General features: G+C 67.9%; 19 protein-coding genes and 1 tRNA gene. 9 read left to right on the top strand and 11 right to left on the bottom strand.

Going from position 1 to position 24,330, the window contains the following annotated elements; all coding sequences use genetic code 11:
• Positions 1-179: 179 nt before the first annotated feature.
• Positions 180-1,508: a dicarboxylate/amino acid:cation symporter gene (locus tag NR101_RS16150; RefSeq protein ID WP_256777521.1), complete on the bottom strand. Its 1,329-nt coding sequence runs from the start codon at positions 1,506-1,508 to the stop codon at positions 180-182.
• Between the two features lie 149 nt (positions 1,509-1,657).
• Between NR101_RS16150 and NR101_RS16155 the strand changes: the two genes are divergently transcribed.
• From NR101_RS16155 to NR101_RS16175, 5 genes are all read left to right on the top strand, one after another.
• Entirely contained in the window at positions 1,658-3,367 is a 1,710-nt protein-coding gene (locus tag NR101_RS16155) for an alkaline phosphatase (protein WP_256777520.1), read from the top strand.
• On the top strand, positions 3,367-3,924 hold the full coding sequence (locus NR101_RS16160) for a WG repeat-containing protein (RefSeq protein WP_256777519.1): 558 nt from the start codon (positions 3,367-3,369) through the stop codon (positions 3,922-3,924). Before NR101_RS16155 ends, NR101_RS16160 begins: the two co-directional genes overlap by 1 nt.
• A 66-nt stretch (positions 3,925-3,990) precedes the next feature.
• Positions 3,991-5,277 (top strand): tRNA lysidine(34) synthetase TilS, encoded by a 1,287-nt coding sequence (tilS, locus tag NR101_RS16165; RefSeq protein ID WP_256777518.1) that lies wholly within the window; start codon positions 3,991-3,993, stop codon positions 5,275-5,277.
• A gap of 36 nt (positions 5,278-5,313) precedes the next feature.
• On the top strand, positions 5,314-5,574 hold the full coding sequence (locus tag NR101_RS16170; protein ID WP_256777517.1) for an exodeoxyribonuclease VII small subunit: 261 nt from the start codon (positions 5,314-5,316) through the stop codon (positions 5,572-5,574).
• Positions 5,564-6,442, top strand: a complete 879-nt coding sequence (locus NR101_RS16175) for a farnesyl diphosphate synthase (RefSeq protein WP_256777516.1) — start codon at positions 5,564-5,566, stop codon at positions 6,440-6,442. The genes NR101_RS16170 and NR101_RS16175 overlap by 11 nt, the downstream gene beginning before the upstream one ends.
• 618 nt (positions 6,443-7,060) lie before the next feature.
• On the opposite strand, the gene NR101_RS16180 is transcribed toward NR101_RS16175, so the two are convergent.
• Both NR101_RS16180 and pmbA read right to left on the bottom strand, forming a co-directional pair.
• On the bottom strand, positions 7,061-7,438 hold the full coding sequence (locus tag NR101_RS16180) for a DUF4870 domain-containing protein (RefSeq protein ID WP_256775916.1): 378 nt from the start codon (positions 7,436-7,438) through the stop codon (positions 7,061-7,063).
• A gap of 76 nt (positions 7,439-7,514) precedes the next feature.
• Positions 7,515-8,882, bottom strand: a complete 1,368-nt coding sequence (gene pmbA / locus NR101_RS16185; protein ID WP_256775915.1) for a metalloprotease PmbA — start codon at positions 8,880-8,882, stop codon at positions 7,515-7,517.
• A 68-nt stretch (positions 8,883-8,950) separates the two neighbouring features.
• On the opposite strand from pmbA, the gene yjgA reads away from it, so the two are divergent.
• Complete coding sequence (gene yjgA / locus NR101_RS16190) at positions 8,951-9,550, top strand: ribosome biogenesis factor YjgA (RefSeq protein WP_256775914.1); 600 nt, start codon at positions 8,951-8,953, stop codon at positions 9,548-9,550.
• Between the two features lie 80 nt (positions 9,551-9,630).
• Here yjgA and tldD read toward each other — a convergent pair whose 3' ends face one another.
• From tldD to NR101_RS16210, 4 genes are read right to left on the bottom strand one after another with little or no spacing between them, the layout of a single operon-like run.
• Positions 9,631-11,076: a metalloprotease TldD gene (gene tldD, locus NR101_RS16195; protein WP_256775913.1), complete on the bottom strand. Its 1,446-nt coding sequence runs from the start codon at positions 11,074-11,076 to the stop codon at positions 9,631-9,633.
• 53 nt (positions 11,077-11,129) lie between these two features.
• Positions 11,130-15,008 carry a YhdP family protein gene (locus NR101_RS16200; RefSeq protein WP_256775912.1) on the bottom strand — a complete coding sequence of 1,293 codons (3,879 nt, stop codon included), beginning with the start codon at positions 15,006-15,008 and terminating at the stop codon, positions 11,130-11,132.
• A gap of 45 nt (positions 15,009-15,053) precedes the next feature.
• Positions 15,054-16,541: a ribonuclease G gene (gene rng / locus NR101_RS16205; protein WP_256775911.1), complete on the bottom strand. Its 1,488-nt coding sequence runs from the start codon at positions 16,539-16,541 to the stop codon at positions 15,054-15,056.
• Positions 16,534-17,115, bottom strand: coding sequence for a Maf family nucleotide pyrophosphatase (locus NR101_RS16210; protein ID WP_256775910.1), 582 nt, complete (start codon positions 17,113-17,115; stop codon positions 16,534-16,536). The genes rng and NR101_RS16210 overlap by 8 nt, the downstream gene beginning before the upstream one ends.
• Before the next feature lie 130 nt (positions 17,116-17,245).
• Between NR101_RS16210 and NR101_RS16215 the strand changes: the two genes are divergently transcribed.
• The 3 genes from NR101_RS16215 (at position 17,246) to NR101_RS16225 (ending at position 21,872) form a co-directional block, all read left to right on the top strand.
• Complete coding sequence (locus NR101_RS16215) at positions 17,246-17,980, top strand: SIMPL domain-containing protein (RefSeq protein WP_256775909.1); 735 nt, start codon at positions 17,246-17,248, stop codon at positions 17,978-17,980.
• A 223-nt stretch (positions 17,981-18,203) separates the two neighbouring features.
• Entirely contained in the window at positions 18,204-18,866 is a 663-nt protein-coding gene (locus NR101_RS16220; RefSeq protein ID WP_256775908.1) for an energy transducer TonB, read from the top strand.
• A 180-nt stretch (positions 18,867-19,046) separates the two neighbouring features.
• A complete protein-coding gene (locus tag NR101_RS16225; RefSeq protein ID WP_256775907.1) occupies positions 19,047-21,872 on the top strand; it encodes a TonB-dependent receptor in 2,826 nt (941 codons plus the stop codon).
• A gap of 578 nt (positions 21,873-22,450) precedes the next feature.
• Here the strand turns inward: NR101_RS16225 and NR101_RS16230 are convergent.
• The 4 genes from NR101_RS16230 to nadD all read right to left on the bottom strand — a co-directional run bounded on the left by NR101_RS16230 (position 22,451) and on the right by nadD (position 24,327).
• Positions 22,451-22,527: transfer RNA gene (locus NR101_RS16230), tRNA-Asn, on the bottom strand.
• 81 nt (positions 22,528-22,608) lie between these two features.
• The gene (gene rlmH / locus NR101_RS16235) at positions 22,609-23,079 is read right to left on the bottom strand and encodes a 23S rRNA (pseudouridine(1915)-N(3))-methyltransferase RlmH (RefSeq protein ID WP_256775906.1); all 471 of its coding nucleotides are present in this window, start codon (positions 23,077-23,079) and stop codon (positions 22,609-22,611) included.
• Between the two features lie 83 nt (positions 23,080-23,162).
• Positions 23,163-23,564: a ribosome silencing factor gene (gene rsfS, locus NR101_RS16240; protein WP_256775905.1), complete on the bottom strand. Its 402-nt coding sequence runs from the start codon at positions 23,562-23,564 to the stop codon at positions 23,163-23,165.
• A 97-nt stretch (positions 23,565-23,661) separates the two neighbouring features.
• The gene (gene nadD / locus NR101_RS16245; protein ID WP_256775904.1) at positions 23,662-24,327 is read right to left on the bottom strand and encodes a nicotinate-nucleotide adenylyltransferase; all 666 of its coding nucleotides are present in this window, start codon (positions 24,325-24,327) and stop codon (positions 23,662-23,664) included.
• Positions 24,328-24,330: the final 3 nt, after the last annotated feature.

Genomic DNA, 24,330 nt, shown 5'->3' on the forward strand with positions numbered 1-24,330 from the left:
GCGAAATAGAGGAGGAGGCCGCCCCGCGGCCGGGGGCGTCGCCGGAAAGGGCATGGGAGCCCAGCGCCCGACCCACCGACCGCCGCACCTGAAAAGTGAACAGCGCGTTTGGAAAAAGAACTTTAAAAAAACAGGCCCGCTTTCGCGGGCCCGTTCCTTTCAACCATGGCGCAGCGCGCTCAGGACGTCCGTTCTTCAATCTCGTCCACGCCCAGATTGGTCGAAGGATTATCGTAGACCGCCCGATCGAGCAGCCCCGTCTCCTTGGCCACCAGCACCGGCACCAGCATCTGCCCGGTCACGTTGGTCATCGTGCGCATCATGTCCAGGATCCGATCGATCGCATACAGATACCCGATCGTCTCCAGCGGCAGATTGGCCGCACTCAACACCACCGTCGCCATCACCACTGCAGTCCCCGGCACGCCCGCCGTACCGAAACTGCCCAGCACCGAGGCGATCAGCACCACGATGTACTGCTCCGGCGACAACGGCACCCCCGTGTACTGCGCGATGAACACCGCGCACAACGCCGGATAGATCGCCCCGCAGCCGTCCATCTTGATGCTCGCACCCAGCGGCACCGCGAACGATGCGTAGTCCTTGTTCACGCCCAGGTTGTGCGTGATCGAACGCATCGCCGCCGGCATCGCCGCAAAGCTCGACGAACTCACGAACGCCACCTGCATGCCCGGCGCCGCGCCACGGAAGAACTTCAGCGGGTTCAACCCGTGCGACAACAGCAGCCCACCGTAGACCACCACGATGTGGAACGCGCACGCCACGTACAGCGCCAGTACGAAACTGCCCAACGGCAGTAGCTTCTCGAAGCCATAACTGCCCACCAGCCCGGCGATCAGACCGAAGGTTCCCAGCGGCGTCATCTCCAGCACGAAGCGCGTTACCTGGATCATGATGTCGCTCATCTGACCGGTCAGCTTGCGCGCCTCGGCCACCTTGTCGCCGAGCTTCACCATCGCAAAGCCGAGCAGACCGGCGAAGAAGATCACCGGCAGGATCGAGCCGCGCCCGGCCGCCAGCACCGTCTCACCTGCAGCGTTCACCCGCGTGCCGATGCCGGTCAACGCATAGAACACGTTGGAGGGCACCACGTCCATCAGCACCTTGATCACGCTCGGCACTTCGCGCGGCGTGTAGCCGTGGTCCATGCTCAGGCTCAGGTTGCCCGTGCCCGGCTGCAGGATCGTGCCCACCGCCAGGCCCACGCAGACCGCCAGGGCGGCGGTGATGATGAACCACAGGAACGTGCGCCCGCCGAGGGCGGCCACCGATTTCTGGCCGTGGAGCGAGGAGATCGCGTTGATCACCGCGAAGAACACCAGCGGCACCGCGATCATCTTGATCAGCGTGACGTAGAGATCGCCAAGCGGCCCGAACCAGACTTCCGCCGCCGGGCCCAACACCCAGCCGGCAAGTGCGCCCAGCACGAAGCCGCCAAGCACGCGTTGCCAGAACGGAATCCGCAACCACGCAGACACCAGCTTCATGAGCCTTCCAGAGAGAATTCGACAGCTAGGCACCTTAGCCCAACCCGGGCCGGGGAACGAGGCGCACACGGAAATTCAGCGTGTCATCGGCGTGCCTTGCTGCGTTCTGCATAATGAACGCCCGTTTCACTTATGAGATATGACTGTCCATGTCCCGTACCACGTCCCTGGTGGCAGCCATCGCCACCACCCTGCTGCTGGGCGCCTGCGCCAGCACCACGCCCGCCGCCAGCGCCTCGGGCGCCGTGCAGGTCGAGGTCCCCGCCGTGGCCCACCCGGCCGGTGAAACCCCGCAGTGGTGGTACCGCAGTGGCGCCGCGCGCGCAGCCAGCACGGGCGCGATGGACGGCAAGGCCAGGAACGTCATCCTGTTCCTCGGTGACGGAATGAGCCTCACCACGGTCGCCGCCGCGCGGATTTTCGAAGGCCAGCGCAACGGCAATCCCGGTGAAGAGAACCTGCTTTCGTGGGAGCGCTTCCCGGCCACCGCGTTCAGCAAGACCTACAACACCGACTCGCAGACCCCCGATTCGGCCGGCACCATGACCGCCATCACCACCGGCGTGAAGACCCACATGGGCGCGATCGGCGTCAGTGCCGGCACCCGCAACGACTGCGCGGACAGCTTGAACAAGGGCCTGCTCACCTGGTTGCAGTTGGCCGACAGCGCTGGCCTTGCCACCGGCGTGGTCACCACCGCCCGCCTCACCCACGCCACCCCGGCCGCCACCTACGCCCACTCGCCCGAGCGCAACTGGGAAAACGACGCCGACGTGCCCGAGGCGGCCAAGGCCGCCGGCTGCACCGACATCGCCCAGCAGCTGCTGTCCACCTCGCGCTATGGCCGTGGTCCGCTGGTCGCCCTCGGCGGCGGCCGCGCCCAGTTCACCACCGTGGAAGAACGCGATCCCGAATACGACGACAAGGTCGGCCAGCGCCTGGACGGGCGCAGCCTGGTCACCGAGTGGCAGCAGGCCCATCCGGGCGGCGCCTATGTCTGGAACGCCAGGCAGCTGCAGGCCGCGGCCAATGCCCCGGCGGTGCTGGGTCTGTTCGAGCCGGACCACATGCGCTATGAAATCGAGCGCAAGGACGACCCGGCCGGCGAACCCAGCCTGGCCGAGCTGACCAAGGCGGCCATCGCCAACCTGGCCAAACACCAGGAGGGCTACGTGCTGATGGTCGAAGGCGCGCGCATCGACCACGCCAACCACAGCGGCAACGCCTACCGCGCCCTGAGCGATACCGTGGCCCTGTCCGATGCGGTGCGCGCCGCAGTGGAGGCGACCTCCGACCAGGACACCCTGATCATCGTCACCGCCGACCACTCGCACACGCTGAATTTCGTCGGCTACCCGGCGCGTGGCAACCCGATCCTGGGCAAGGTCAAGGACAAGGGTGGCGAAGACGGCACCGGCGGCCTGGATGTGGCCCGTGACGGCCTCGGCCTGCCCTACACCACGCTGAGCTACGCCAATGGCCCCGGCTACACGGGTGCGACCAACCAGCAGCCGGCCGGTCCGAAGACCTACCCCCACAATCCGAGCAGCTTCGACCCCGCCAGCGGTCGCCCGGACCTGAGCCACGTCGATACCGAGCATCCCGATTACATGCAGGAAGCGCTGGTGCCGACCAAGAGCGAAACCCACGGTGGCGAAGACGTCGGCATCTGGGCGCGTGGCCCGGGCAGCAAGGCCATCCGCGGCACCATGGAGCAGAACACGATCTACCACATGATCGTCCAGGCCACCCCGCGCCTGCGCCAGCGCCTGTGCGAGGCCGGCACCTGCGACGCCAGGGGCGTGCCGGTGGAGCTGCCCAAGCCGACCGCCTTCGAGCGCAAGACCGACGCCAACTGATGGCAACGCCGATCCGCGCCGTAAAGCACAGGGGCCGCCACGCGCGGCACCTGCTGCTGGCCGGCCTGTTTGCCGCCGGCAGCGCGTGGGCGGACGGTTCGCCCTGCCTGGTGCTGACCGAAGAAGACGGCCTGCAGCCGTTGGCCGGCTGCCAGTTCGTCGACGGCCGCCTGCAATTGGAGGCCAGGGCATTGGCCGCGCTGTCCTTCGACGCCAACGGACTGGCACCGGTGCATGCCGGCGACGGCTTCCACTACGTCAAGCGCGACGGTCGGCAGCTGCCGGTCATTACCTTCGACAACGGACCGGACTATGTGGTTGAAGGGCTGGTCCGTGGCCGTGTCGGTCAACGCATCGGCTACTTCGATACCGAGTTCCGCCAAGCCTTCCCGGCCACCTTCGATTTCGGCTGGGCCTTCGAGGATGGCGTGGCCCGGGTCTGCAACGGTTGCACGCGTGGCACCCCGGACGCGGATGGCCATGTGGCCATGGTCGGCGGCACCTGGCACCGCATCGACCGCGCCGGGCAGCCGGTGTATCAGATCGACCTGCCCTGATGGCCGCGCATGGCATCGGCGCGCGACTGCGCCGATACTGCCCTCCTGCCTGATTCTGCCGTCCTCATGAAGATCTCCTTGCCACCGCCTCCGGCTACACCCGCTCCGGTCCTGGTCGGCTTCAGCGGCGGCCTGGATTCCACCGTGCTGCTGCACTGGCTGGCCCAGTCCCCGGCGCAACGGAGCGCGGGTCTGCGCGCGGTGCACGTGCACCACGGTCTGCAGGCACCCGCCGACGGCTGGGCCGAACACTGCGCCGCACGCTGTGCCGCATGGGCCATCGCGCTGCAGGTGATCCCGGTGGAGGTCGCGCGCGACAGCGGCCAAGGCCTGGAGGCGGCCGCCCGCCACGCCCGCCGCACCGCCTTTGCCGGCGCGCTGCACCCCGGCGAGCAGCTGGCGCTGGCCCATCATCGCGATGACCAGGCCGAGACCTTCCTGCTGCGTGCGCTGCGTGGCTCCGGCGTGGATGGCCTGGCGTCGATCAAGGCGCAGGCGCCGTTCGCCGCCGGCAGCGTGTGGCGCCCGTTGCTGCAGGTGCCGCGCAGTGCGTTGCTGGCCTACGCCCAGACCCATGGGCTGGCGTGGATCGAGGACCCCAGCAATGCCAGCGATACGGCCGACCGCAATTTCCTGCGCCTGCACGTGATGCCACTGCTCCAGCAGCGCTGGCCGCAGGCCGATGCGGCGTTTGCACGCAGCGCCACCTTGTGTGCGCAGTCGCAACGCCTGCTCGAAGACACCGACCACGAGGCGCTGCGCCGCTGCACCGTCGCCCCGGGCGTACTGGACTGCGCACGCCTGCTGCGGCAACCGCACGAACGCCGCGCCCGGCTGCTGCGCCAATGGGTGCGCAACTGCGGCCTGCCGCCGTTGCCCGCCGCCGGGGTGGAGGCGATCGAACGCGAGCTGCTGCCGGCCGCGCACGATGGCGATGCCCAGTTCGCCTGGCAAGGGGCGCGGATCCGGCGCTGGCGCGGCGAGCTGCACCTGCTCTCCACCACGTTGGCGCTGCCGCCGCACTGGAGCGTGCACTGGGACGGCCGCGCGCCGCTGCCGCTGCCCGATGGCGGCCAACTGGAACTGCTGGGCGCGCCGAGACTGGCGGTGCCCCTGCAGGTCCGCGCACGGCGTGGCGGCGAACGCATCCAGCTGCCCGGGCGTACCCATTCGCATGCGCTCAAGGACCTGCTGCAGCAGCGCGGCCTGCCCCCGTGGCAGCGCCGCCAGTTGCCACTGCTGTTCGACGGGGAGGCGTTGATGGCCGCCGGTGACCGGATCATCGCCGCAGCGCTGCAGCACTGGCTGGATGAACACGACGCGCAGCTGCGTTGGACGCCGGGCGTGGCGTGAATTGACCCGGCTGGATTGGCGCATCACACTTGTCCCATGCCCAAGAAGTCCCCCAACGAAACCTCCCCGGTCGCCCACTTCGAGCAGTCGCTGGAAGAACTGGAGCAGCTGGTGGAGAAGATGGAAGCCGGCGATCTGAGCCTGGAACAATCGCTCAGCGCCTACGAGCGCGGCGTCGGCCTGTACCGCCAGTGCCAGCAGGCACTGGAGCAGGCCGAACTGCGCGTGCGCCTGCTCAGCGATCCTGCCCGCCCTGAGACCGCCGAGAACTTCGACCCGCCCAGCCATGACGGTTGAGTCCACGTTCGCGCGTTGGCGCGACCGCATCGAAAACCAGCTCGACGCCAGCCTGCCCTCCCCCGACGACGCCCCGCAGCGCCTGCACCAGGCGATGCGTTACGCGGTGCTGGGCGGCGGCAAGCGCATGCGCCCACTGCTGGTGTATGCCAGCGGCCAGATAGTCGGCGCCGATGAGCACAGCCTGGATGCGCCGGCGATGGCGGTGGAACTGATCCACGCCTATTCGCTGGTCCATGACGACCTGCCGGCCATGGACGACGACGCCCTGCGCCGCGGCCGTCCCACCACCCATATCGCCTTCGACGAAGCCACCGCGATCCTGGCCGGCGATGCCCTGCAGACGCGCGCGTTCGGCCTGCTCGCCGATGCGGCGCTGCCGGCGCAGCTGCGCGTGCATTGCATGCAGGCGCTGACCCATGCCTCGGGTGCGGCCGGCATGTGTGGCGGTCAGGCGCTGGACATCGACGCCACCGGCCACGCCCAGCCGCTGGCCGCACTGCAGCGGATGCATGCGCTCAAGACCGGCGCGCTGATCCGCGCGGCGGTGCGGATGGGCGCGCTGTGTGGCGACGCACCGCAGACCGATCTGCTGCAGCTGGACGCATTCGCCAGCGCGCTGGGCCTGGCCTTCCAGGTCCGCGATGACATTCTCGACGTGGAAGCCAGCTCCGAGCAGCTCGGCAAGACCGCCGGCAAGGACGTCGCGCAGGCCAAGTCGACCTTCCCCGCCCTGCTCGGCATGGACGGTGCCAAGGCCGAACTGGCCGCACTCAGCGAACGCATGCACGACAGTCTGGCCGGGTACGACGAACGCGCCGATGCATTGCGTGCGCTCGGGCGGTTGGCGGTCGAACGCGATCACTGAACCGCGGGTGGGTCGAACGTCGGGCCACGCGTCCCCTGCGGGCGAATGTCCCTCCGGCGTCGGCCTGCGGTAGGTTCGCTCGCGAGACACGCCTACGAAAAAAAGGTTTTTCTCCCCTCTGAGGGGAGCGGCTTGTTGCAAGGGCCGTCGCAGGGTGAGTACGACGCTACACGCTTGGACGGGAAGTGCCGGCGACGTGTGGGGCGGGTGGTGTCTCCGTTTGGGGTTTCCGCGAGCGTTAGGGCCCCGTAGCAGCCGGTAGGCCCCTGGCGCAAATGTCCCCCGGCCGCGGGCGGCCTCCTCCTTTATTTTGCCCAGGGGCCTACCGGCTGCTACGGGGCTCGGCTTGCGGTAACAGGTGGACGCCAAGCTTTTTTGGCTCTGGTCGGTGGGTCGGGCGGTGGGTCCCCATGCCCTTGGAGGCGAAATAAAGGAGGAGGCCGCCCCGCGGCCGGGGGACATTCGCCGGAAAGGGCATGGGGGCCCACCGCCCGATCCGCCGACCACCCGCTTTTGAAAGGATCAAAGCACGCCCTTGCTTCCCCCCCGCAGCGGCGAAGAAATAAAAAAACGCCCGGCATTGCCGGGCGTTTTTTGTTGCCACACCTGCGGCGCGGATTACTTGATCAGGCGCAGGGTGAAGGGATAACGGTAGGCTTCGCCGTTGTTCGCCTTCACTGCGGCCATGATGCACAGCACCAGGTTGGCCACCCACACGGCAGCCAGCATCAGCGTGCCGATCAGCACGACCACCAGGATGCTGGAGATGATGTAGGCAATGGCCACGGTGATCTGGAAGTTCAGCGCTTCCTTGGACTGATCGATCACGAACGGCTTGGTGGTGTCGTCCTTGTTGATCAACCAGATGATCAGCGCTCCGATGAAACCGGTGAAGATGCCCAGGATGTGCGCCACCAGCGCCATGGTGCGCTGGTCGGCCGGGGCGGTGCCGGCCGGTGCCGGCGGCGGTGCGGTGACGTTGTCGAATTCGCTCACGGTGAAACTCCTTGTTCGGTGTGTGGGTATTGCGCGGCAGGCTCCCCGCCTGCCAGGGCAGCGGCCATAGAATACGTCAATCGTTGCCCGCAACGGTCATCCGGCCGACCAGGATGGAACCCACCTGCACGTGCGAGCGACGGTCCACGTCGCTACCCACCGCCTCGATCCCGGCAAACATGTCCTTGAGGTTGCCGGCGATGGTGATGCCATCCACCGGATAGCTGATCTCACCGTTCTCCACCCGGAAGCCGCCGGCGCCGCGCGAGTAGTCGCCGGTCACGCCGTTGACGCCCTGCCCCATCAGTTCGGTCACCAGCAGGCCCTGGCCCATCTGCCGCGCGATGCTGGCCAGGTCCCCGGCGTTGGCAGCCACCTTGAGGTTGTGCACGCCACCGGCATTGCCGGTCGTGGGCAGGCCGAGCTTGCGGGCCGAATAGCTGCCCAGGATGTAGCGCTGCAGCACGCCATCGGTGATGAGGGCCGAATTGCGCGTGGCCACGCCGTCGCCATCGAACGCGGACGAGCGCAGGCCGCGGCGCAGCAGCGGCAGTTCCTCGATCTGGAACCAGTCGGGGAACAGTCGCGTGTTGACGCTGTCCAGCAGGAAGCTGGCGCGGCGATACAGCGCCCCCCCCGAAACCGCACCCAGCAGGTGGCCGATCAGCGAACGCGCCACTTCCGGCGAGAACAGCACCGGCATCTGCGCGGTGGCCATCGAACGCGGCTGCAGGCGCGCCACGGTGCGTTCGGCGGCACGGCGCCCGATCGCCGCGGCAGACTCGAGGTCTTCACGGGCCAGCGCGCTGCTGTACCAGCCGTCGCGCTGCATGCCGTCGCCCTGGCCGGCAATCAGCGCACAGCCGATCGAATGGTGACTGCTGCGCTCGCGGCCGATGAAGCCGTGCGAATTGGCATACACCGACAGGCTCTGCGAGGTCGCCGCCGACGCGCCATCGGAATTGCTGATGCGCGTGTCTGCCTCGCGGCCGGCCGCTTCACAGGCCAGGGCCAGGTCCAGCGCCTGGTCGGCGCCCAGCGCCCACGGGTGCCAGCCATCGAGGTCGGGGAAGTCCTGGGCCATCAGCGCGGCGTCGGCCAGCCCGGCCGCCGCGTCGTCCTCGGTATGCCGGGCGATCGCACACGCCTGGGCCACGGTCGACGCCAGGCTGCCCTCCTGCAGGTCGGCAGTACTGGCACTGCCCTTGCGCTGGCCGAAGTAGACGGTCACCGCGATGCCGCGGTCACGGGTGGATTCGACCGTTTCCACCTCGCCCAGGCGCACGTTCACATCCAGCCCGCGCTCGTCGCTGCAGCTGACCTCGGCCTGGGTGGCGCCCAGGGCTTTGGCCCGCTCCAGCAGGCGCTGGGAGATGTCGGCCAGCTGCTCCAGGCGTTGCAGGCTGTCGTCGGCCGGGGAGACTTCAGGGGAGATCACGTTCAATGCTTTATCCTGTACGGGTGAGTGCCTGGCGCAACGCCGGGCACAGTTCTGGATGTGGAAATAAGACGATGCGCGGACGCGACGAAGAAACCGGTGAATTCCTTGACATCAGCCGTAGCCAGAACCGCCGGGCTGCACTGGACGTGCTGGCCCTGGGCGAGAAGCTGGTGTCGCTGACCCCTGCGCAGCTGGCGCGTCTGCCGGTGCCCGAAGATCTGCTGCCGCACATCGCCGAGGCCAAGCGCATCACCGCCCATATCGCCCACAAGCGCCAGCTGGCATTCCTGGCCAAGCACATGCGCCGCGAAGACGACGCCGTGCTGGATGCGATCCGCGATGCGCTGGATGCCAACAGCGACACCTCGCGTCGTGAAGTGGCCACCATGCACCGCGTCGAAGACTGGCGCGAGCGCCTGTTGAAGGACGGCGACAAGGCGCTGGGCGCGCTGCTGGACGAGTATCCGCACGCCGACCGCCAGCAGCTGCGCACGCTGGTGCGCAACGCCCAGGCCGAAAAGGCCAAGAACAAGCCGCCGCGCGCCTACCGCGAGATCTTCCAGGTGCTGCGCACGCTGCTGCTGCCGGCCGCGCTGGGCCTGGAAGGACTGAACACGTCCGACGAAGACCTCGACGCGCAGGACGACGGCGACGAGAACGCCGACGACTGAGCCACGGTGCCCACGCGACGGCGCCAGCCTCGGGCTGGCGGCCGCGCGCGGCGGGCTGCACGACAGGTGCATCACCGTGCTCAGGCCTGGGTGCCGCCTACGGTGATGCCATCGATCAACAGCGACGGCTGGCCCACGCCGACCGGCACGCTCTGGCCATCCTTGCCGCAGATGCCCACGCCCTCGTCCAGGGCCAGGTCGTTGCCGATCATGCGCACCTTCTGCATGGTTTCCGGGCCGTTGCCGATCAGCGTGGCGCCCTTCACCGGCGCGGTGATCTTCCCGTCCTCGATCAGATACGCCTCGGTAGCCGAGAACACGTACTTGCCGCTGGTGATGTCGACCTGGCCGCCACCGAAGTTGACCGCGTACAGGCCCTTCTTGACCGAGCGGATCATTTCTTCCGGATCGTGCTGGCCGGCGCGCATGTAGGTGTTGGTCATGCGCGGCATGGTCATGTGCGCGAACGATTCGCGGCGGCCGTTGCCGGTCGGGGCCACGCCCATCAGCCGCGCATTGAGCGAATCCTGCATGTAACCCACCAGGATGCCGTCCTCGATCAGCGTGGTGCACTGGGTCGGGTGGCCCTCGTCATCGATGTTCAACGACCCCCGACGGCCATCGAGAGTGCCGTCGTCGACGATGGTCACGCCCGGCGCGGCCACGCGCTCACCGACGCGGCCGGCGTAGACACTGGTGCCCTTGCGGTTGAAGTCGCCTTCCAGGCCGTGGCCGACCGCCTCGTGCAGCAGCACGCCGGGCCAGCCCGGACCCAGCACCACGGTCATCACCCCGGCCGGAGCCGGAATCGCCTCCAGGTTCACCAGCGCCTGACGCAGTGCCTCGCGCGCGAACCCTTCCGGGCGCCCGTCGGCAAACAATTCCTCGTAGCTGTAGCGACCACCGCCGCCGGCGTAACCGGACTCGCGGCGACCGTGCTGTTCGACGATCACCTGCACGTTCAAGCGCACCAGCGGGCGGATGTCTGCGGCCAGCACGCCGTCGCTGCGCGCGATCAGCACCGTGTCCACGCCGCCGGACAGGCTCACCATCACCTGCTGCACGCGCGGGTCGGCGGCACGCAGGTAGCGGTCCAGACGCTTGAGCATCTCCACCTTGGCTTCATTGCCCATGCCGTCGATCGGGTCCAGCGCCGGATACAGCGCGCGCCCGCCGCCACGCACCAGCGAGCGCGCCTGCTGCGCCCCGCCCTCGCGCGAAATCGCCCGCGCCGACTGCGCCGCGGACAGCAGGGCATCGGCATGGATGTCGTCGGAGTAGGCAAACCCGGTCTTTTCGCCGGCGATGGCGCGGACGCCCACGCCCTGCTCGATCGAGTGCGCACCGTCCTTGACGATGCCGTCTTCTACGCTCCAGCTCTCGCGCCGGGCGTGCTGGAAATACAGGTCGCCAAAGTCGATACCCGGTCCCAGCAGGGTACCGAAGGTGCGTTCCAGGCCGCCGGCATCGAGCCCGGCGGGCAGGAGCAGGCGTTCGTTGGCAAGGGTGAGTGCGTTGTCGGTCATGTCATCTATCTGAGGGCGCCGGCCGCCATCGCAAGCCGGGCGCGGGAAAGGAGTCAGCGTACCGGAGGCGGCAACGCGGCGGGAGCGGCACGCGGCGGCGGCGCGTCCTCGCGGTCGATCACTTCGACCTTGGGCTCGGCCCACGGTCCGGTGACCCGGTAGGTCTTGGCGCCGATCGCGCCCAGCGGCTTGCCCAGCACCGCGTTGGCGGCCGCGCCGACCGCCGCGCCGACCGGCCCGCCGGCCACCGCGCCGACCACGGTCAGCAGGTTGCCCGAGCGCGGGTTGACGTCGATGGTCTGGTCGAACTGCTGGCGGCGCAGATCGGTTTGGCCACGGATGCTGATATTGGCCGCCGGCCCTTCGATCAACACCTTGTCGGTGGTGGCCATGCCGTTGCCGAATGCCAGCGCACCGTCGATCTGGTTGAAGGCGAAGCCCTTGGAGAAGAAGTCGCGGAAGTCGAACATCAACCGGCGCGGCAGCTGGGTCACGCTGAGCAGCCCGAGCACGCGACCGGCCCCGGGCTCCAGTTCCAGCAGCTGGCCATTGCGGGCATTGACCTGCATGTGGCCCTGCAGCGCGCCCAGCTGGAAGTCCGACGGGCCGCCCCGCCAACCGGCATCCAGCGTGATCTGGCCTTGGCCGCCGCGCAGCTGGCCGCCGTAATCCAGGTTCTGCATCAGCCCGCCCAGGTCCTCGCTTTTCACGTCAACGGTCACCTGGGTGCGGGCGGTATCGCCCATCCCCAACCAGCGACCCTGGATGTCGATGGCCTGCTTGGGCGCCCGGAACTGCAGCTGGTCCACGCTCAGTCCGTTGCCGAACGGACGCGTGCGCAGCACCGCCTGGCCCAGCTTGGCCTTCCCGAACTGCAGGTCCTCGATGTCCAGCGCCAGCGGCGGAATCTTCGCCGGGTTGGTGTCGTTGGCGCTGGCCTGTACCCGTGCGGGCAGCGTGGCGTCGGCCGGCAGGAGGATCGGCGCGCCACCGGAGGGCACCTTGACCGGGGTGGGCAACGACTGCCAGTGCACACGACTGAGCTTGCCGACGATGGTGCCGCCGTCGGCATTGGGGACGCTCAGCGTGCCGGCCAGCGACGGCCCATCCAGCCGCACCTCGACCGCCGAGGGACTCGGCCGCAGCTGCAGACGGGTCTGCGCGAACAATCCGCCGGCCAGCAACAGCTGCCCCACCTGCACATCCACCTGGCGCAGCGGCATCGGATCCTTGTCATCGCCGCCACCCGGCGCGCGCGCCAGGCCGATCCATTCCAGAGCATCCAGCGAACCACTGCGGCCATTGACCGCCAGCCCACTGGCGGGCGGCTCGCGGTCGACCTTGTCGCTGCCCAGCGTGACCTGCACGCCGGTCTGGTTGTTGTGGGTCCGCGCGGTCAACGCCAGACGCTGCCCGAACGCCACATCCACGCGCCCGCTGCCCATCGGCAGCTGCGCGTTGACGGTGGTCGCCAGCGGCACGGTGGCCACCTTGTCCAGCGGTGCTGGCAGGTCCAACCGGGTGCCCACCAGGTCCGAGCGCAGGGTCAGTAGGGTCGGCGCTTCGGTCTTGGCGCCCGCGGCGACCTTGGGCAGGGTCACCCCGATCGTCCAGCGCGAATTGCCCTGGATGTACGGCTTGAGCCAGCTCAACTCCGGGGCACGATCCAGCAGCGCATGCGCATCCAGCGCCGCGCTCAGTTCCGATTCGAACGCCTGCTGCGGGTCACGCACATAGCCGCCGGCGCGCAGGCTGAGCTGCCCGTCCTGGCCGAGATGGCGCACGCTCAGGCTGTCGGCGCCGAAGCCGTCGCGGCTGTAGCGGGCCTGCCCCCGCATGCTGTCGAAGGTCAGCGCGAAGCGCTTTTCGGTCAGGGCCACGCCGTTGAGATCAACGGTACCCTGCAGGTGGCCGCCGGGTTGGTCGCGGTGCAGCGGCTGCAGCAGATCGAAGGTGACGGCTGCCGGCCCCTTGGCGGTCAGGTTGTCCAGCGTGTCGGCGTAGGTGGCGTGCAACGGGCTCTGCTTGAGCATCGCCAGCAACGTGCCGGTGTCGGTCTGGGTGGTGGCCTTGACGTACAGCGGGGTCTGGCCGAAATCGACGATGCCCGCGTCGAAATGGTTCACCGCCACCCCGGCCAGGTCGCCACTGCCATGCAGTTCAAAGCCGGGGCCGATGAAGGCGATATCGGCATCCACCTTGCCCATCGCCGGCCAGTCGTGCTGGAAGCGGATGGTGCCGTTGCTGATGTGCCCGGTGGCCTCGAAGCGGCCGTTGTTGCGGTCGAACGGCCAGTCCTCCAGGTCACCGGTGACCAGGCCGATGCCGCCGCGCACCTGCCCGGACACCAGCGCGGCATCCAGCCAGTCGGTGGCGCCCTTGGTCATCCTGGAGTGGATCCAGAAACGCTTGGCCGCGGTCATCGGCACATCGTCGATGCGCGCAGCCAGCTGCAGCCACGGGCGGGTGCCGTCGCCCTGGAACCAGACGCTGCCGCGCACGTCGGCGGCGTAGTCCGTGCCCTGCACGCGCAGCGCCGGGGTGCCGAAACGCCAGCCGCCGGCCTCGTCGCGCCAGCCCACCAGTTGCCCGGCCAAACGCACGTCGTGGCGCACGCCAAAGCCGCTGGGCCAATCGAAGTGCATCGTGCGCGTCGGCTGCAGGTTCAGCTGGAAACCATCGGCGTCGCCGCTGAAGCGCCCGCCCACCCCGCTCAGGCCCGGCGCATGCCCCGACGGGGCGAAGCCGACGTCGGCCAGCTCGCCCTGGATCGATACCGGGCCGTCGCGCTCGGCGGCGATCCGCACCTGGGTCATCCGCGCGTGCGGGGCGGCGTGCTGCAACCATTCGCGCAGGCTGGGCTCGACCCGGTCGCTGAGCGCCAACCCGCGCAGCAGCGCGGTGGCATCGATGTTGTCGCCGGCCAGCGCCATGTGCTGGCCACCGGCCAGCAACAGCCCGTCCAGGCGTTGTATGTCCGCAGTACCGGCCAGGCCGATGCGCAGCTGCGGGGCATCGGCGCGCCAGCCCCCCTGCACCCAGCGCCAGCGCGCGCGCAGTTGCAGCGTGTCCAACGCCAGCACGGGGCGGGTGCCGTCCACCAGCGGCGCACCGCGCAGTTGCAGGCCCCGCAGGTCGGCATCGGCGGTGACCATCACCGGCCGATGGTCGCGCAGGTCCACCCACGCGTTCAATTCACCGGTGCCCTGCTGCAGCGACACGCCGGCGAACTGCAACAACTTGGACCACGCGCGAAAATCGGCCGGGTCGGCTGACAGCCAGGCCTGTCCATCACCGCGATTGCGCTCGAAATCCAGCACGGCGGTCAGCGGCAAGCCATTGAGATCGGCCCAGGCGCGTGCCCCCACGCGCAGGCGCTGACCATTCACGCGCAGGCGCAGATCGATGCGCGGCAGTTCGGCCTGCAGGTTCAACGACGGCGCGTCCACCCGCAGCCGCCCGCCGATCACCTGCAGCTCGCCCAGCCGGCGCAGTGCGTCCAGCGGATCGCCGCTGCCCGACTGCGGCAGACCGCGCACCGACCAGCGACCATCGTCGGCACGCTCCAGCACCAGCGCCAACCCGCGCAGGCGCAGCTCGGTCAGCGAATGTCCGGGCAGCAACCCGGTGTACATCGACACCAGCACCTCGGCCTCGCCGATGGCGATGCCCTGGCCTTCGCCGATGCGCAGCCCCTTGAGCTGCAGCAATGGACCCCGCCGGGTCCAGGCGGTATCGAGGTGATCGAAACGCACCGGCTGACCGGCCCGCGCGCTCAGCCAGGCCGCCACCTTGTCCGGATGACGCTCGGCAAACGGCAACGCTTGGCTGACGGTGCCCACCAGCACCGCCACACATACCAGCACGATCGCCAATGCATATACGGCATGGCGGCGAATCCTTCGCAGTCGCAGTCGGAGCGGCGTGCTCATCGTGACGCGAAAGCATCGGCGCGCGAGCGCGCCAACGCGTGGAGATCAGAGCAGCACGACATCGAACTGCTCCTGCAGGTATTGCTCGTCCGCCTGGAAGCGGATCGATTTGCCGAGGAATTCCTCCAGTTCGGCCACCGCCGAGGATTCCTCATCGGTGATCCGCGCCACCACCTTGGACGAGGCGATCACCAGCAGGCGTGCCGCATCGAACTGGCGCACCGCGCGGGTGATCTCGCGGAAGATCTCGTAGGTGACCGTTTCGGCGGTCTTGATCGAGCCGCGCCCGCTGCACTCCGGGCACGGCTCGGACAGCTGCCGCTCCAGGCTTTCCACGGTGCGCTTGCGGGTCATCTCGACCAGACCGAGCGGTGAGAAGTCGTAGACGGTGGTCTTGGCATGGTCGCGGGCCAGCGCCTTTTCCAGCGTGCGTAGCACCTGGCGGCGATGTTCGGCATCGTCCATGTCGATGAAGTCGATGATGATGATGCCGCCCAGGTTGCGCAGCCGCAGCTGGCGCGCCACCGCCTGCGCAGCTTCCAGGTTGGTGCGGAACACCGTCTCTTCCAGGTTGCGCTGGCCCAGAAACGAACCGGTGTTCACATCGATCGTGGTCATCGCCTCGGTCTGGTCGATCACCAGGTAACCACCGGACTTGAGCGGCACCTGCTTGTCCAGCGCGCGGCCGATCTCGTCCTCCACCCCGAACATGTCGAAGATCGGGCGGTCGCCGCTGTACAGCTCGATCTTCTCGGCCAGCACCGGCATGTACTTGGCCACGAAGGCCTGCAGCTGGCCGAAGGTCTCCTTGGAGTCGACCTTGACCTTGTCCACGTCCTTGCGGATCAGGTCGCGCACCGACCGCAGCGGCAGGCTCAGGTCTTCATAGATCACGCTGAGCGGGGCGGCATCGCGGCCACGGCGCTCGACCACGTTCCATACCCGCGACAGGTAGGCCACGTCCTCGGCGATCGCCTCGGCCGGCTGGCCCTCGGCGTTGGTGCGCACGATGTAACCGTAGCCGCCGTGCTGTGCCGACAATTCGGTCACCAGGCTTTTCAGCCGGGTGCGCTCGGCCTCGTCCTCGATCCGCGCCGATACCCCGACCACCTTGGATTGCGGCAGCAGCACCATGTAGCGCGAGGGAATGCTGATCTGGGTGGTCAGGCGGGCACCCTTGGTCCCGATCGGGTCCTTGACCACCTGGACCACGATGTCCTGGCCGTCGCGCAGCAGCTCCACGATCGGCACCGAGGACGGCGGCGGCAGGGTCGTGCCCTCGGTATCGGGGCTGGCCACCGGGGCCGGGCGGATCACATCGTTGGCATGCAGGAACGCCGCGCGTTCCAGCCCGACTTCGACGAAGGCCGCCTGCATGCCCGGCATTACCCGCTGCACCTTGCCTTTGTAGATGTTGCCCACCACGCCGCGGCGCCAGCCACGTTCGATATGCAGTTCCTGCAGCATGCCGTTTTCGATGACCGCGACACGGGTTTCCCGCGGGGTGACATTGACCAGGATTTCTTCAGACATGGGCGACTCCCTTCAGTTCAAACGTCTGCAGCAACTGCTCGGTCTGTTGCAGGGGCAAACCCATCACACCCGAATAGCTTCCCGCCAGGTGGCGGATGTAACGTTCGGCGCCGCCCTGGATGGCGTAGGCACCGGCCTTGCCCATCGGTTCGCCGCTGGCCACGTAGGCCGCGATGGCGTCCTGCCCGATATCGATGAAGCTCACCTCGGAAATCACCAGCACGCTGTCCTGGCGCCCCTGGGCGACCACGGCCACGGCGGTCATCACCTGGTGGGTGCGCCCGGACAGGGTCGCCAGCATGGCCGCCGCATCGGCGGCATCGACCGGCTTGCCGAATACCCGGCCATCGAGCACCACTTCGGTGTCCGAACCGATCACCACCGCGTCGGCGTCGCCGCCAACCAGGGCCAGCCCGGCGCGCGCCTTGTCGGCGGCCACCCGCTGCACATAGGCGGTGGCCGATTCGCCAGCGGCGCGGACTTCAGGCACCTCAAGGTCCAACGCGCGGAACGGTCGGTCCAGGCGCGTCAGCAGTTCGGTTCGTCGGGGAGATCGAGAGGCAAGATAAAGCATCGAGGAAGCATAACCTGAGCCCACTGTCTGAATCGCGAGCAACCCGTTCGAATCGTGATCAACCCCATCAAACCTCACGACGCGTTCATCGCCCCGACACCAACCTCAACGTCTTCACAAGGAGATGTACATGCGCCACCCGTCCCTGTCCCCGTTGCTGCTCGCCCTGTCCCTTGCCCTGGGAACCTCCATGACCGCCCACGCCCAGTCCCAGCCTGCCGTTGCCGTCGCCGCCGACAGCACCCTGCTCAACATCTCGGCCAACGCCGAGGCCAAGCGCGTGCCCGACGTGGCCACGCTGTCGGCCGGCGTGGTCACCCAGGCCGTGGACGGCAACAGCGCCATGCGCCAGAACGCCGAGCAGATGGTCAAGGTACTGGCCGCGATCAAGGCCGCCGGGATTGCCGAGCGTGACGTGCAGACCAGTGGAGTCAACCTCAGCCCGCAGTACCGTTACGTGGACAACGAGCCGCCGAAGATCACCGGCTATCAGGCCAGCAACACGGTCAGCCTGAAGGTGCGCGACATCGCCAAGCTGGGCAAGGTGCTCGACGCGCTGGCCGCGCAGGGCGCCAACCAGATCAACGGCCCGCAGTTCGAGATCGACCAGCCCGAGCCGGTCTACGACGAAGCCCGCCTGGCCGCCTTGAAGAAGGCCCAGACCCGCGCCGAAACCTACGCCAAGTCGCTGGGCCTGCGCGTGCGCCGCATCGTGAGCATCTCCGAGAACGGCGGCGGCAACTTCCGCCCGGTGATGATGCGCGCCGCAGCCGCGCCGATGGCCGCCGACGTGTCCACCCCGGTGTCGCCGGGCGAATCGGCGGTGTCGGTCAACCTTGACGTGGTGTTCGACCTGGGCCGCTGAGTCCGGTCCCGGCATCCCCTGACGACGGCGCCTGCGGGCGCCGTCGTGCTGTCCAGGCTGGTTTCCTGAGCGCCAGCCAAACACCGACACGCCCCCTGACTTCCGGCCCGTGCCCGGCTCGGGTATTGCTGTCATTGCGCGGCCCCGTCGGCACCCCCGCTTCAACCCCATCGGCCGCGCCCGCACGTTGATGTTCCCGCACATCTGGCAAGGAGAGTGGCGAATGGTCCGTACGCATCCCCCTGTAGTCCCGCTGCACATCGACGCCTCCCGCGTGCTTGGCATGAGCACCGCGCTGGCCCTGCACGTACTGGCCCTGATGCTGCTGCTGATCCCGGCCGCGTACGTGGCCGCGCCGCTGCCACGTGAGCGGACGCAGGTGCGCCTGCTGGAGCCCGCTGCGGAAAACCCGCCGGCCCCGCCGGAGCTCAAAAAGGAAGCGCCCAAGCTGGTCCAGCCGCAGACCACCGTGCCCAAGCCGCAGGTCGCCCCGCTGTCGCCGCCGACCGCCAGCGCCGACGACGCGCTGGCCGTAGTGCCGCTGCCGGCCAGCGACGCGCAGACCCCGAGCCTGGCCCCGGCCGTGCCCACGCCCGCCGCCGGCGGTGCAGGCGCACAACTGAAGTACCGCAGCGCGCCGCCGCCGGCCTACCCGGTCGCGGCCCTGCGCAACCACGAGCAGGGCACCGTGCTGCTGCGGGTGCGGGTGGAGGCGGACGGCAAGGCCTCCAGCGTGGTCATTGAGCGCAGCAGCGGCTCGCGGGCGCTGGACACTGCCGCACGTCAGCAGGTGCTGCGCCACTGGCGCTTCGAACCGGCCATGGTCGACGGCAAGGTGGTGCCCGCCGATGGGCTGGTCCCGGTCAGCTTCTCGCTGCCGGAGTGAGGTCTTCGGCACGGGGAGTCCATTCAGACTCCCCGTGTTGGAACGGCTGATACAGAACGTTACGAATTAAGCAATTTTTCACAACGACGTCACCTGCCGTAAACCTAGATTGTCGCGGTCGTCACTCATTTTCGTGCCGATCCATCGTCATCGTTGGTTTTCCCAGTCAGGAGAGAAGCTGTGAAACACCCGATCCAACGGCTCACCAGCAGCCGCCGCAACACCCTGGCCCATTCCGTGTCCCTCGCCCTCACCGGCAGCGTGCTGCTGCTGGCCGGCGCATTGGCTTCCGGCGCAGCGTTCGCCCAGGAGCAGGCCACCAACCTCGACCGCATCACGGTCACCGGGTCGAACATCCCCCGCACCAATACCGAAACGCCCTCCCCCGTCCAGGTGGTCACCCGCCAGGAAATCGACCGCACCGGCAAGACCACGGTCGCCGAATACCTGCAGACCCTGACCGCCGACGGTTCCGGCTCGATTCCCAAGACGTTCGGCAACGGCTTTGCCGGTGGCGGCGCCGGCATCTCGCTGCGCGGCCTGGGCGCCGGCTCCACGCTGGTGCTGTTGAACGGTCGCCGCATGGCCACCTATGGCCTGGCCGATGACGGCCAGAAGGTCTTCACCGACCTGAGCACCATCCCGCTGGATGCGGTCGAGCGCATTGAAGTCCTCAAGGACGGCGCTTCTGCGATCTACGGTTCGGATGCCATCGCCGGCGTGGTCAACATCATCCTGCGCAGCGACTTCAACGGCGCCATCCTGCGCGCCTCCTACGGCCTGTCCGGTGACAGCGACGGCGATGCCAAGAAGGCCACGCTGACCGCCGGTACCGGCGACCTGGCCACCGATGGCTGGAATGCGTTCTTCAGCCTGGACGTGGGCAAGACCGATGCGATCAAGATCAGCGACCGCAAGGACCGCAAGTGGATCGGCACCGGCGATATCCGGCGCTATGGCTATGGCAACAACGCGCAGTTCCTCGGTGGCGCCTTCCTCAATGGCGGCACCAGCGGCGGCGCCGGCCCGAACGGCTCGGTGTTCGACGATCGCGTGCCGACGGGCGTCACGCCGACGCTGGTGGCCCTGCCGGGCTGCGCAGGCCTGACCACCATTCCCGGTCAGAGCGACGCAACCGCACAGCAGCAGGGCTGCCTCTGGGATCCAAACCAGCAGTACCGTGACCTGACCCCGGAAGAGAAGTACGTCAATGTGTTCGGTCGCGCCAGCTTCGCCTTCGGCGAAGGCGGCGAGATCTACACCGAGATCGGTTACTCCAAGAAAGAAACCACCTTCAGCAACACGCCGTCGGGCGTGTCCGGCAGCTGGGGGTATCCGGAAGGCCCGCGCAACGCCAGCAGCGGCGCCGGCGCCGTCGTCCTGAGCCCGACCCATCCGGACAACCCGATCCAGGGCCAGGCGTCGCGCCTGCGCTACTCGGCATGGGACGTGGGTCCGCGCGTCACCAACAACACCAATGAATTCAACCGTTTCCTGGTTGGCGTCAAGGGCAACTGGGGCGATTGGAGCTACGACACCGCCCTGCTGCATTCGGGTACCGATCTGGTCAACAAGCGCACCGGCTTCCTGCGCTACAGCGCCGTGCAATGCGCGCTCGGCAACCCGGCCTGCCCGGGCGGCGTGTGGCGCATCGGCGACAACGCCGGTCTGAACTCGCAGGCGCTGTATGACTACATCTCGCCGGACATCAGCGCGCGCGCCAAGTCCAGCCTGGATATGTTCGACTTCACCATCTCGCGCAGCCTGATGGACCTCAAGGGCGGTCCGCTTGGCCTGGCGCTGGGTACCGAATGGCGCAAGACCAGCAACAGCCTGACTCCGCAGACCTATACCGATGCCGGCGACATCATCGGCCTGGGCTATTCGGCCTACGACGGCACGCAGAACGTGTATGCCGGCTACGTCGAACTGTCCGCGCCGGTGCTGGAGCAGTTGGAACTGTCCGGCGCGGTCCGCTACGACAAGTACGAAAGCGGCGAAGGCAAGGCAACCCCGAAGGTCGGCATCAAGTGGACCCCGGCCGACTGGATCGCGGTGCGCGGCAGCTACGCCGAAGGCTTCCGTGCGCCCAACCCGGCCGAAAACGGCGACGGTGGCCTGGCCGCCTTCTCCAACGCCCGCGATCCGGTGCGTTGCGCCGCCAGCCCGATCGCCGATGTCGGCACCAACTGCAGCTCGCGTCCGGTGGCCATCATCACCCGTCCGAACAAGGACCTGAAGCCGGAAGAATCCAAGAGCTACTCGTTCGGTGTCGTGCTGCAGCCCACCTCCAGCACCTCGCTGACGGTGGATGCGTGGCAGATCAAGCGCACCAATGAAATCGCTCAGGGTGCCACTGCGGATGCGATCGCAGCCGGCAATGTGCTGCGCGATATCGACCTGATCAATGGCGTCGCAGGCACCGGCACCATCCTGGCGGTCAACACGGACTACATCAATGCCGCCTCGACCCGCGTGCGCGGTATCGATACCGACATCCGCCAGACCTTCGACATCGGTCCGGGCCAGCTGGAAATGGACCTGCAGTGGAGCCATGTGCTCAAGTTCGAGCGCACCGATGCCGACGTGACCGTGGACTACGCCGGTACCCACGGCAACTGCGATGTCACCAACTGCATCGGTACGCCGAAGGACCGCATCAACTTCGGCACCACCTGGAAGCAGGGCCCGTGGAGCGTCAGCGGCGTGGCCAACTACATCTCCAAGATGGACAACACCGACTTCCGCGGTCCGGATGGTTCGTACCAGTTCTCCTACGCCGATGGTACCGACGTTACCAAGATCTCTTCCTTCACCACCTTCGACCTGTCCGGTCGCTGGAACGTGACCGAAGCTTTCGAACTGAACGCCTCGGTGCAGAACCTGTTCGACCGCATCGCTCCGCTGGATCCGACCACCTACGGCGGCGTCAACTACAACCCGCTGCACTTCAGCGGCGCGATCGGCCGTTACTTCACCGTGGGGGCCAAGTACACCTTCAATTGATGTAACCGTCATTGGGGAACGAAAAGCCCGGGCACTGCCCGGGCTTTTTGTTTGGGTTCAACACTGCGTGACCAACCCGATCTGCAAGATCCTTCCATCAATGGAGGGCAGTGTCTTGTTCCGAAAGATTCAGCAGGTGGCGCACGGCGACATGCGTGCGGGGTGCAAGCGTCGTGCGGATCTGTTCGTGTCTCCGCTCTGGCATGTCGCGAGCGTGGGGGCCCCGTAGCGGCCGGTAGCCCCTGGCGCAAATGTCCCCCGGCCTGGCGGCCTCCTCCTTTATTTTGCCCAGGAGCTACCGCCCGCTACGGGGCTCGGCTGCGGTAAGCAGGTGGAAGCAGGCTGATTTGCCGCTGGTCAGTGGGTTGGGCGCTGGGCGCCATGCCTTTGGAGGCGAAATAAACGAGGAGGGGGCGGCCGCAGGCCGACGCCGGGGGCGTCGCCGGAAAGGGCATGGCGGCCCAGCGCCCGACCCACTGACTACCGCTCCCGCAAAGGTCCAGCGCCCGCTTCCTGCTTGCCACGTGGGGGAAAAAAAGCAAAAAAAAGCCTCGCATCGCTGCGAGGCTTTTAAAACTTGGCGCCCGAAGTTGGACTCGAACCAACGACCCCCTGATTAACAGTCAAGTGCTCTAACCGGCTGAGCTATTCGGGCGGGGTGCGCATTGTAGCCCGTTTTTTACAGGATGTAACCCGTTTCCCGCGAAATTCTTCACACACGTTGCAACGCGTGCGATCAGGCCCGGTGATACGGATGGTTGGCCAGCATCGCCGCCGCGCGGTACAGCTGCTCGGCCACCACCAGTCGCACCAGCATGTGCGGCAGCGTCAGCGGACCGATCGACCACTTCTCGTCGGCCAGTGCCGATACCTCCGACGAATGTCCCTCCGGCCCGCCGATCAGGAACGCCAGGTCCCTGCCCTGCCCGCGCCAGTGCTCCAGACGCTGCGCCAGCTGTTCCGAACTCAGCTGCCGGCCCGGCACGTCCAGCGCCACCACGTAGGCATTCTTCGGCAATGCCGCGATCACCCGCTTGCCCTCGTCATCGGTGGCACGGCGCGCATCGCGGCCCTTGCCGCGCAGGCCCGGCTCGATCTCCACCAGCTCGAACGGCAACCAGTGCGACAGGCGCTTCTGGTACTCGGCAAATCCCTGCGCCACCCACGCAGGGGCGCGCTCGCCGGTGGCGATCAACCTGGCCTTCATCTGCACTCTCCCGGCATCGGGGCGATGCCGTTGAAATGACAACGGCGCCATCGGCGCCGTCATCGTGACTCCAACGCGAGCGCTCAGCGCGCGTCGTGGTTGTACTCGTCGCCTTCATCAGCGTCGTCGAGCAGGCTCGGCGGCTGATCGCCGACCGTCCACAGACGCTCCAGCGCGTAGAACTCGCGCACGCGCGGCAGCATCACATGCACCACCACGTCGCCCAGATCGACCAGCACCCACTCGGCTTCGCGCTCGCCTTCCACGCCCAGCGGCATCATGCCCAGCTGCTTGGCGAACTTGACCACCTCATCGGCAATCGACTTCACGTGCCGGCTGGAGGTGCCCGAGGCGATCACCATGTAATCGGCGACGCTGGACTTGCCGATCACGTCGATTTCGACGAGATCCTTGGCCTTCAGTTCTTCGGTGGCCTTGCGCACGCACTCCAGCAGCTGGAGGGTGGACGGCGCCGGATTCGGCATTTGGACCTTGATGGTCTGGGGCTGGGCTTGGTTGCTCAAAGCGGGTGGACTCGATAAATGTGGGGCCGATTATACGGGCCCGGGCGCCCGAGCGTATTCACGGTGAAGGGGCGCCGTACAGGCCACGCTCGGCGATGTAGTCGGCCACCACCGCCGGCAGCAGCGCCCGCCAGTCGCCGCCAGTCGCGATCCGCTGGCGTACCGCACTGGCCGATTCCTCGCGCAACGGGGCCTGCAGCCGCAGCACGCGCCCGGCCGGCGCGCCCAGCAGCTCGCGTTCGTGGCGGGCCCAGCGGCCCTCCAGCGCGGTGGCCAGGGCCGGCGGCAGGTCCTGCTCCAGCGGGCTGCCGGGACGGTCGGCAACGATGAAGTGGGCCAGCCCGAACAGTGCCTCCCACTCATGCCAGCCGGTCAGGCCAAGCAGGCTGTCGGCGCCGACCAGCCAGGCCAGGGGCTGGTGCGGGCCCAGCTCGGCGCGCAGTTCGCGCAGGGTGTCCACGCTGTAGGACGGTACCCCCGGCTGGCGTGCCGCCCGCGCCAGCTCGCGGCGATCCAGCAGCAGGCCCGGCTCCTCGCCGATGGCCAGGGCCAGCATGTGGGCGCGTTGTTCAGCATCGGCACCCGGTGGGGCGCGGTGGGGCGGGTCGGCGGCTGGCAGCAGACGCACGGCGACCTGCAGCTGGTCGCGCGCGGCGCGGGCGATGGCCAGGTGCCCCAGATGCACCGGATCGAAGGTGCCGCCGTAATGGATGCGCAGGCCCATGCC

The organism is Stenotrophomonas sp. Ste86, assembly GCF_024519465.1.
GTDB lineage: Bacteria > Pseudomonadota > Gammaproteobacteria > Xanthomonadales > Xanthomonadaceae > Stenotrophomonas.

Bases quoted from the DNA above. Each gene is read 5' to 3' on its own strand.
- NR101_RS16150 (WP_256777521.1), bottom strand. From the start codon at position 1,508: ATGAAGCTGGTGTCTGCGTGGTTGCGGATTCCGTTCTGGCAACGCGTG.
- NR101_RS16155 (WP_256777520.1), top strand. From the start codon at position 1,658: ATGTCCCGTACCACGTCCCTGGTGGCAGCCATCGCCACCACCCTGCTG.
- NR101_RS16160 (WP_256777519.1), top strand. From the start codon at position 3,367: ATGGCAACGCCGATCCGCGCCGTAAAGCACAGGGGCCGCCACGCGCGG.
- tilS (WP_256777518.1), top strand. From the start codon at position 3,991: ATGAAGATCTCCTTGCCACCGCCTCCGGCTACACCCGCTCCGGTCCTG.
- NR101_RS16170 (WP_256777517.1), top strand. From the start codon at position 5,314: ATGCCCAAGAAGTCCCCCAACGAAACCTCCCCGGTCGCCCACTTCGAG.
- NR101_RS16175 (WP_256777516.1), top strand. From the start codon at position 5,564: ATGACGGTTGAGTCCACGTTCGCGCGTTGGCGCGACCGCATCGAAAAC.
- yjgA (WP_256775914.1), top strand. From the start codon at position 8,951: ATGCGCGGACGCGACGAAGAAACCGGTGAATTCCTTGACATCAGCCGT.
- tldD (WP_256775913.1), bottom strand. From the start codon at position 11,076: ATGACCGACAACGCACTCACCCTTGCCAACGAACGCCTGCTCCTGCCC.
- NR101_RS16200 (WP_256775912.1), bottom strand. From the start codon at position 15,008: ATGAGCACGCCGCTCCGACTGCGACTGCGAAGGATTCGCCGCCATGCC.
- rng (WP_256775911.1), bottom strand. From the start codon at position 16,541: ATGTCTGAAGAAATCCTGGTCAATGTCACCCCGCGGGAAACCCGTGTC.
- NR101_RS16210 (WP_256775910.1), bottom strand. From the start codon at position 17,115: ATGCTTTATCTTGCCTCTCGATCTCCCCGACGAACCGAACTGCTGACG.
- NR101_RS16215 (WP_256775909.1), top strand. From the start codon at position 17,246: ATGCGCCACCCGTCCCTGTCCCCGTTGCTGCTCGCCCTGTCCCTTGCC.
- NR101_RS16220 (WP_256775908.1), top strand. From the start codon at position 18,204: ATGGTCCGTACGCATCCCCCTGTAGTCCCGCTGCACATCGACGCCTCC.
- rlmH (WP_256775906.1), bottom strand. From the start codon at position 23,079: ATGAAGGCCAGGTTGATCGCCACCGGCGAGCGCGCCCCTGCGTGGGTG.
- rsfS (WP_256775905.1), bottom strand. From the start codon at position 23,564: ATGCCGAATCCGGCGCCGTCCACCCTCCAGCTGCTGGAGTGCGTGCGC.
- nadD (WP_256775904.1), bottom strand. From the start codon at position 24,327: ATGGGCCTGCGCATCCATTACGGCGGCACCTTCGATCCGGTGCATCTG.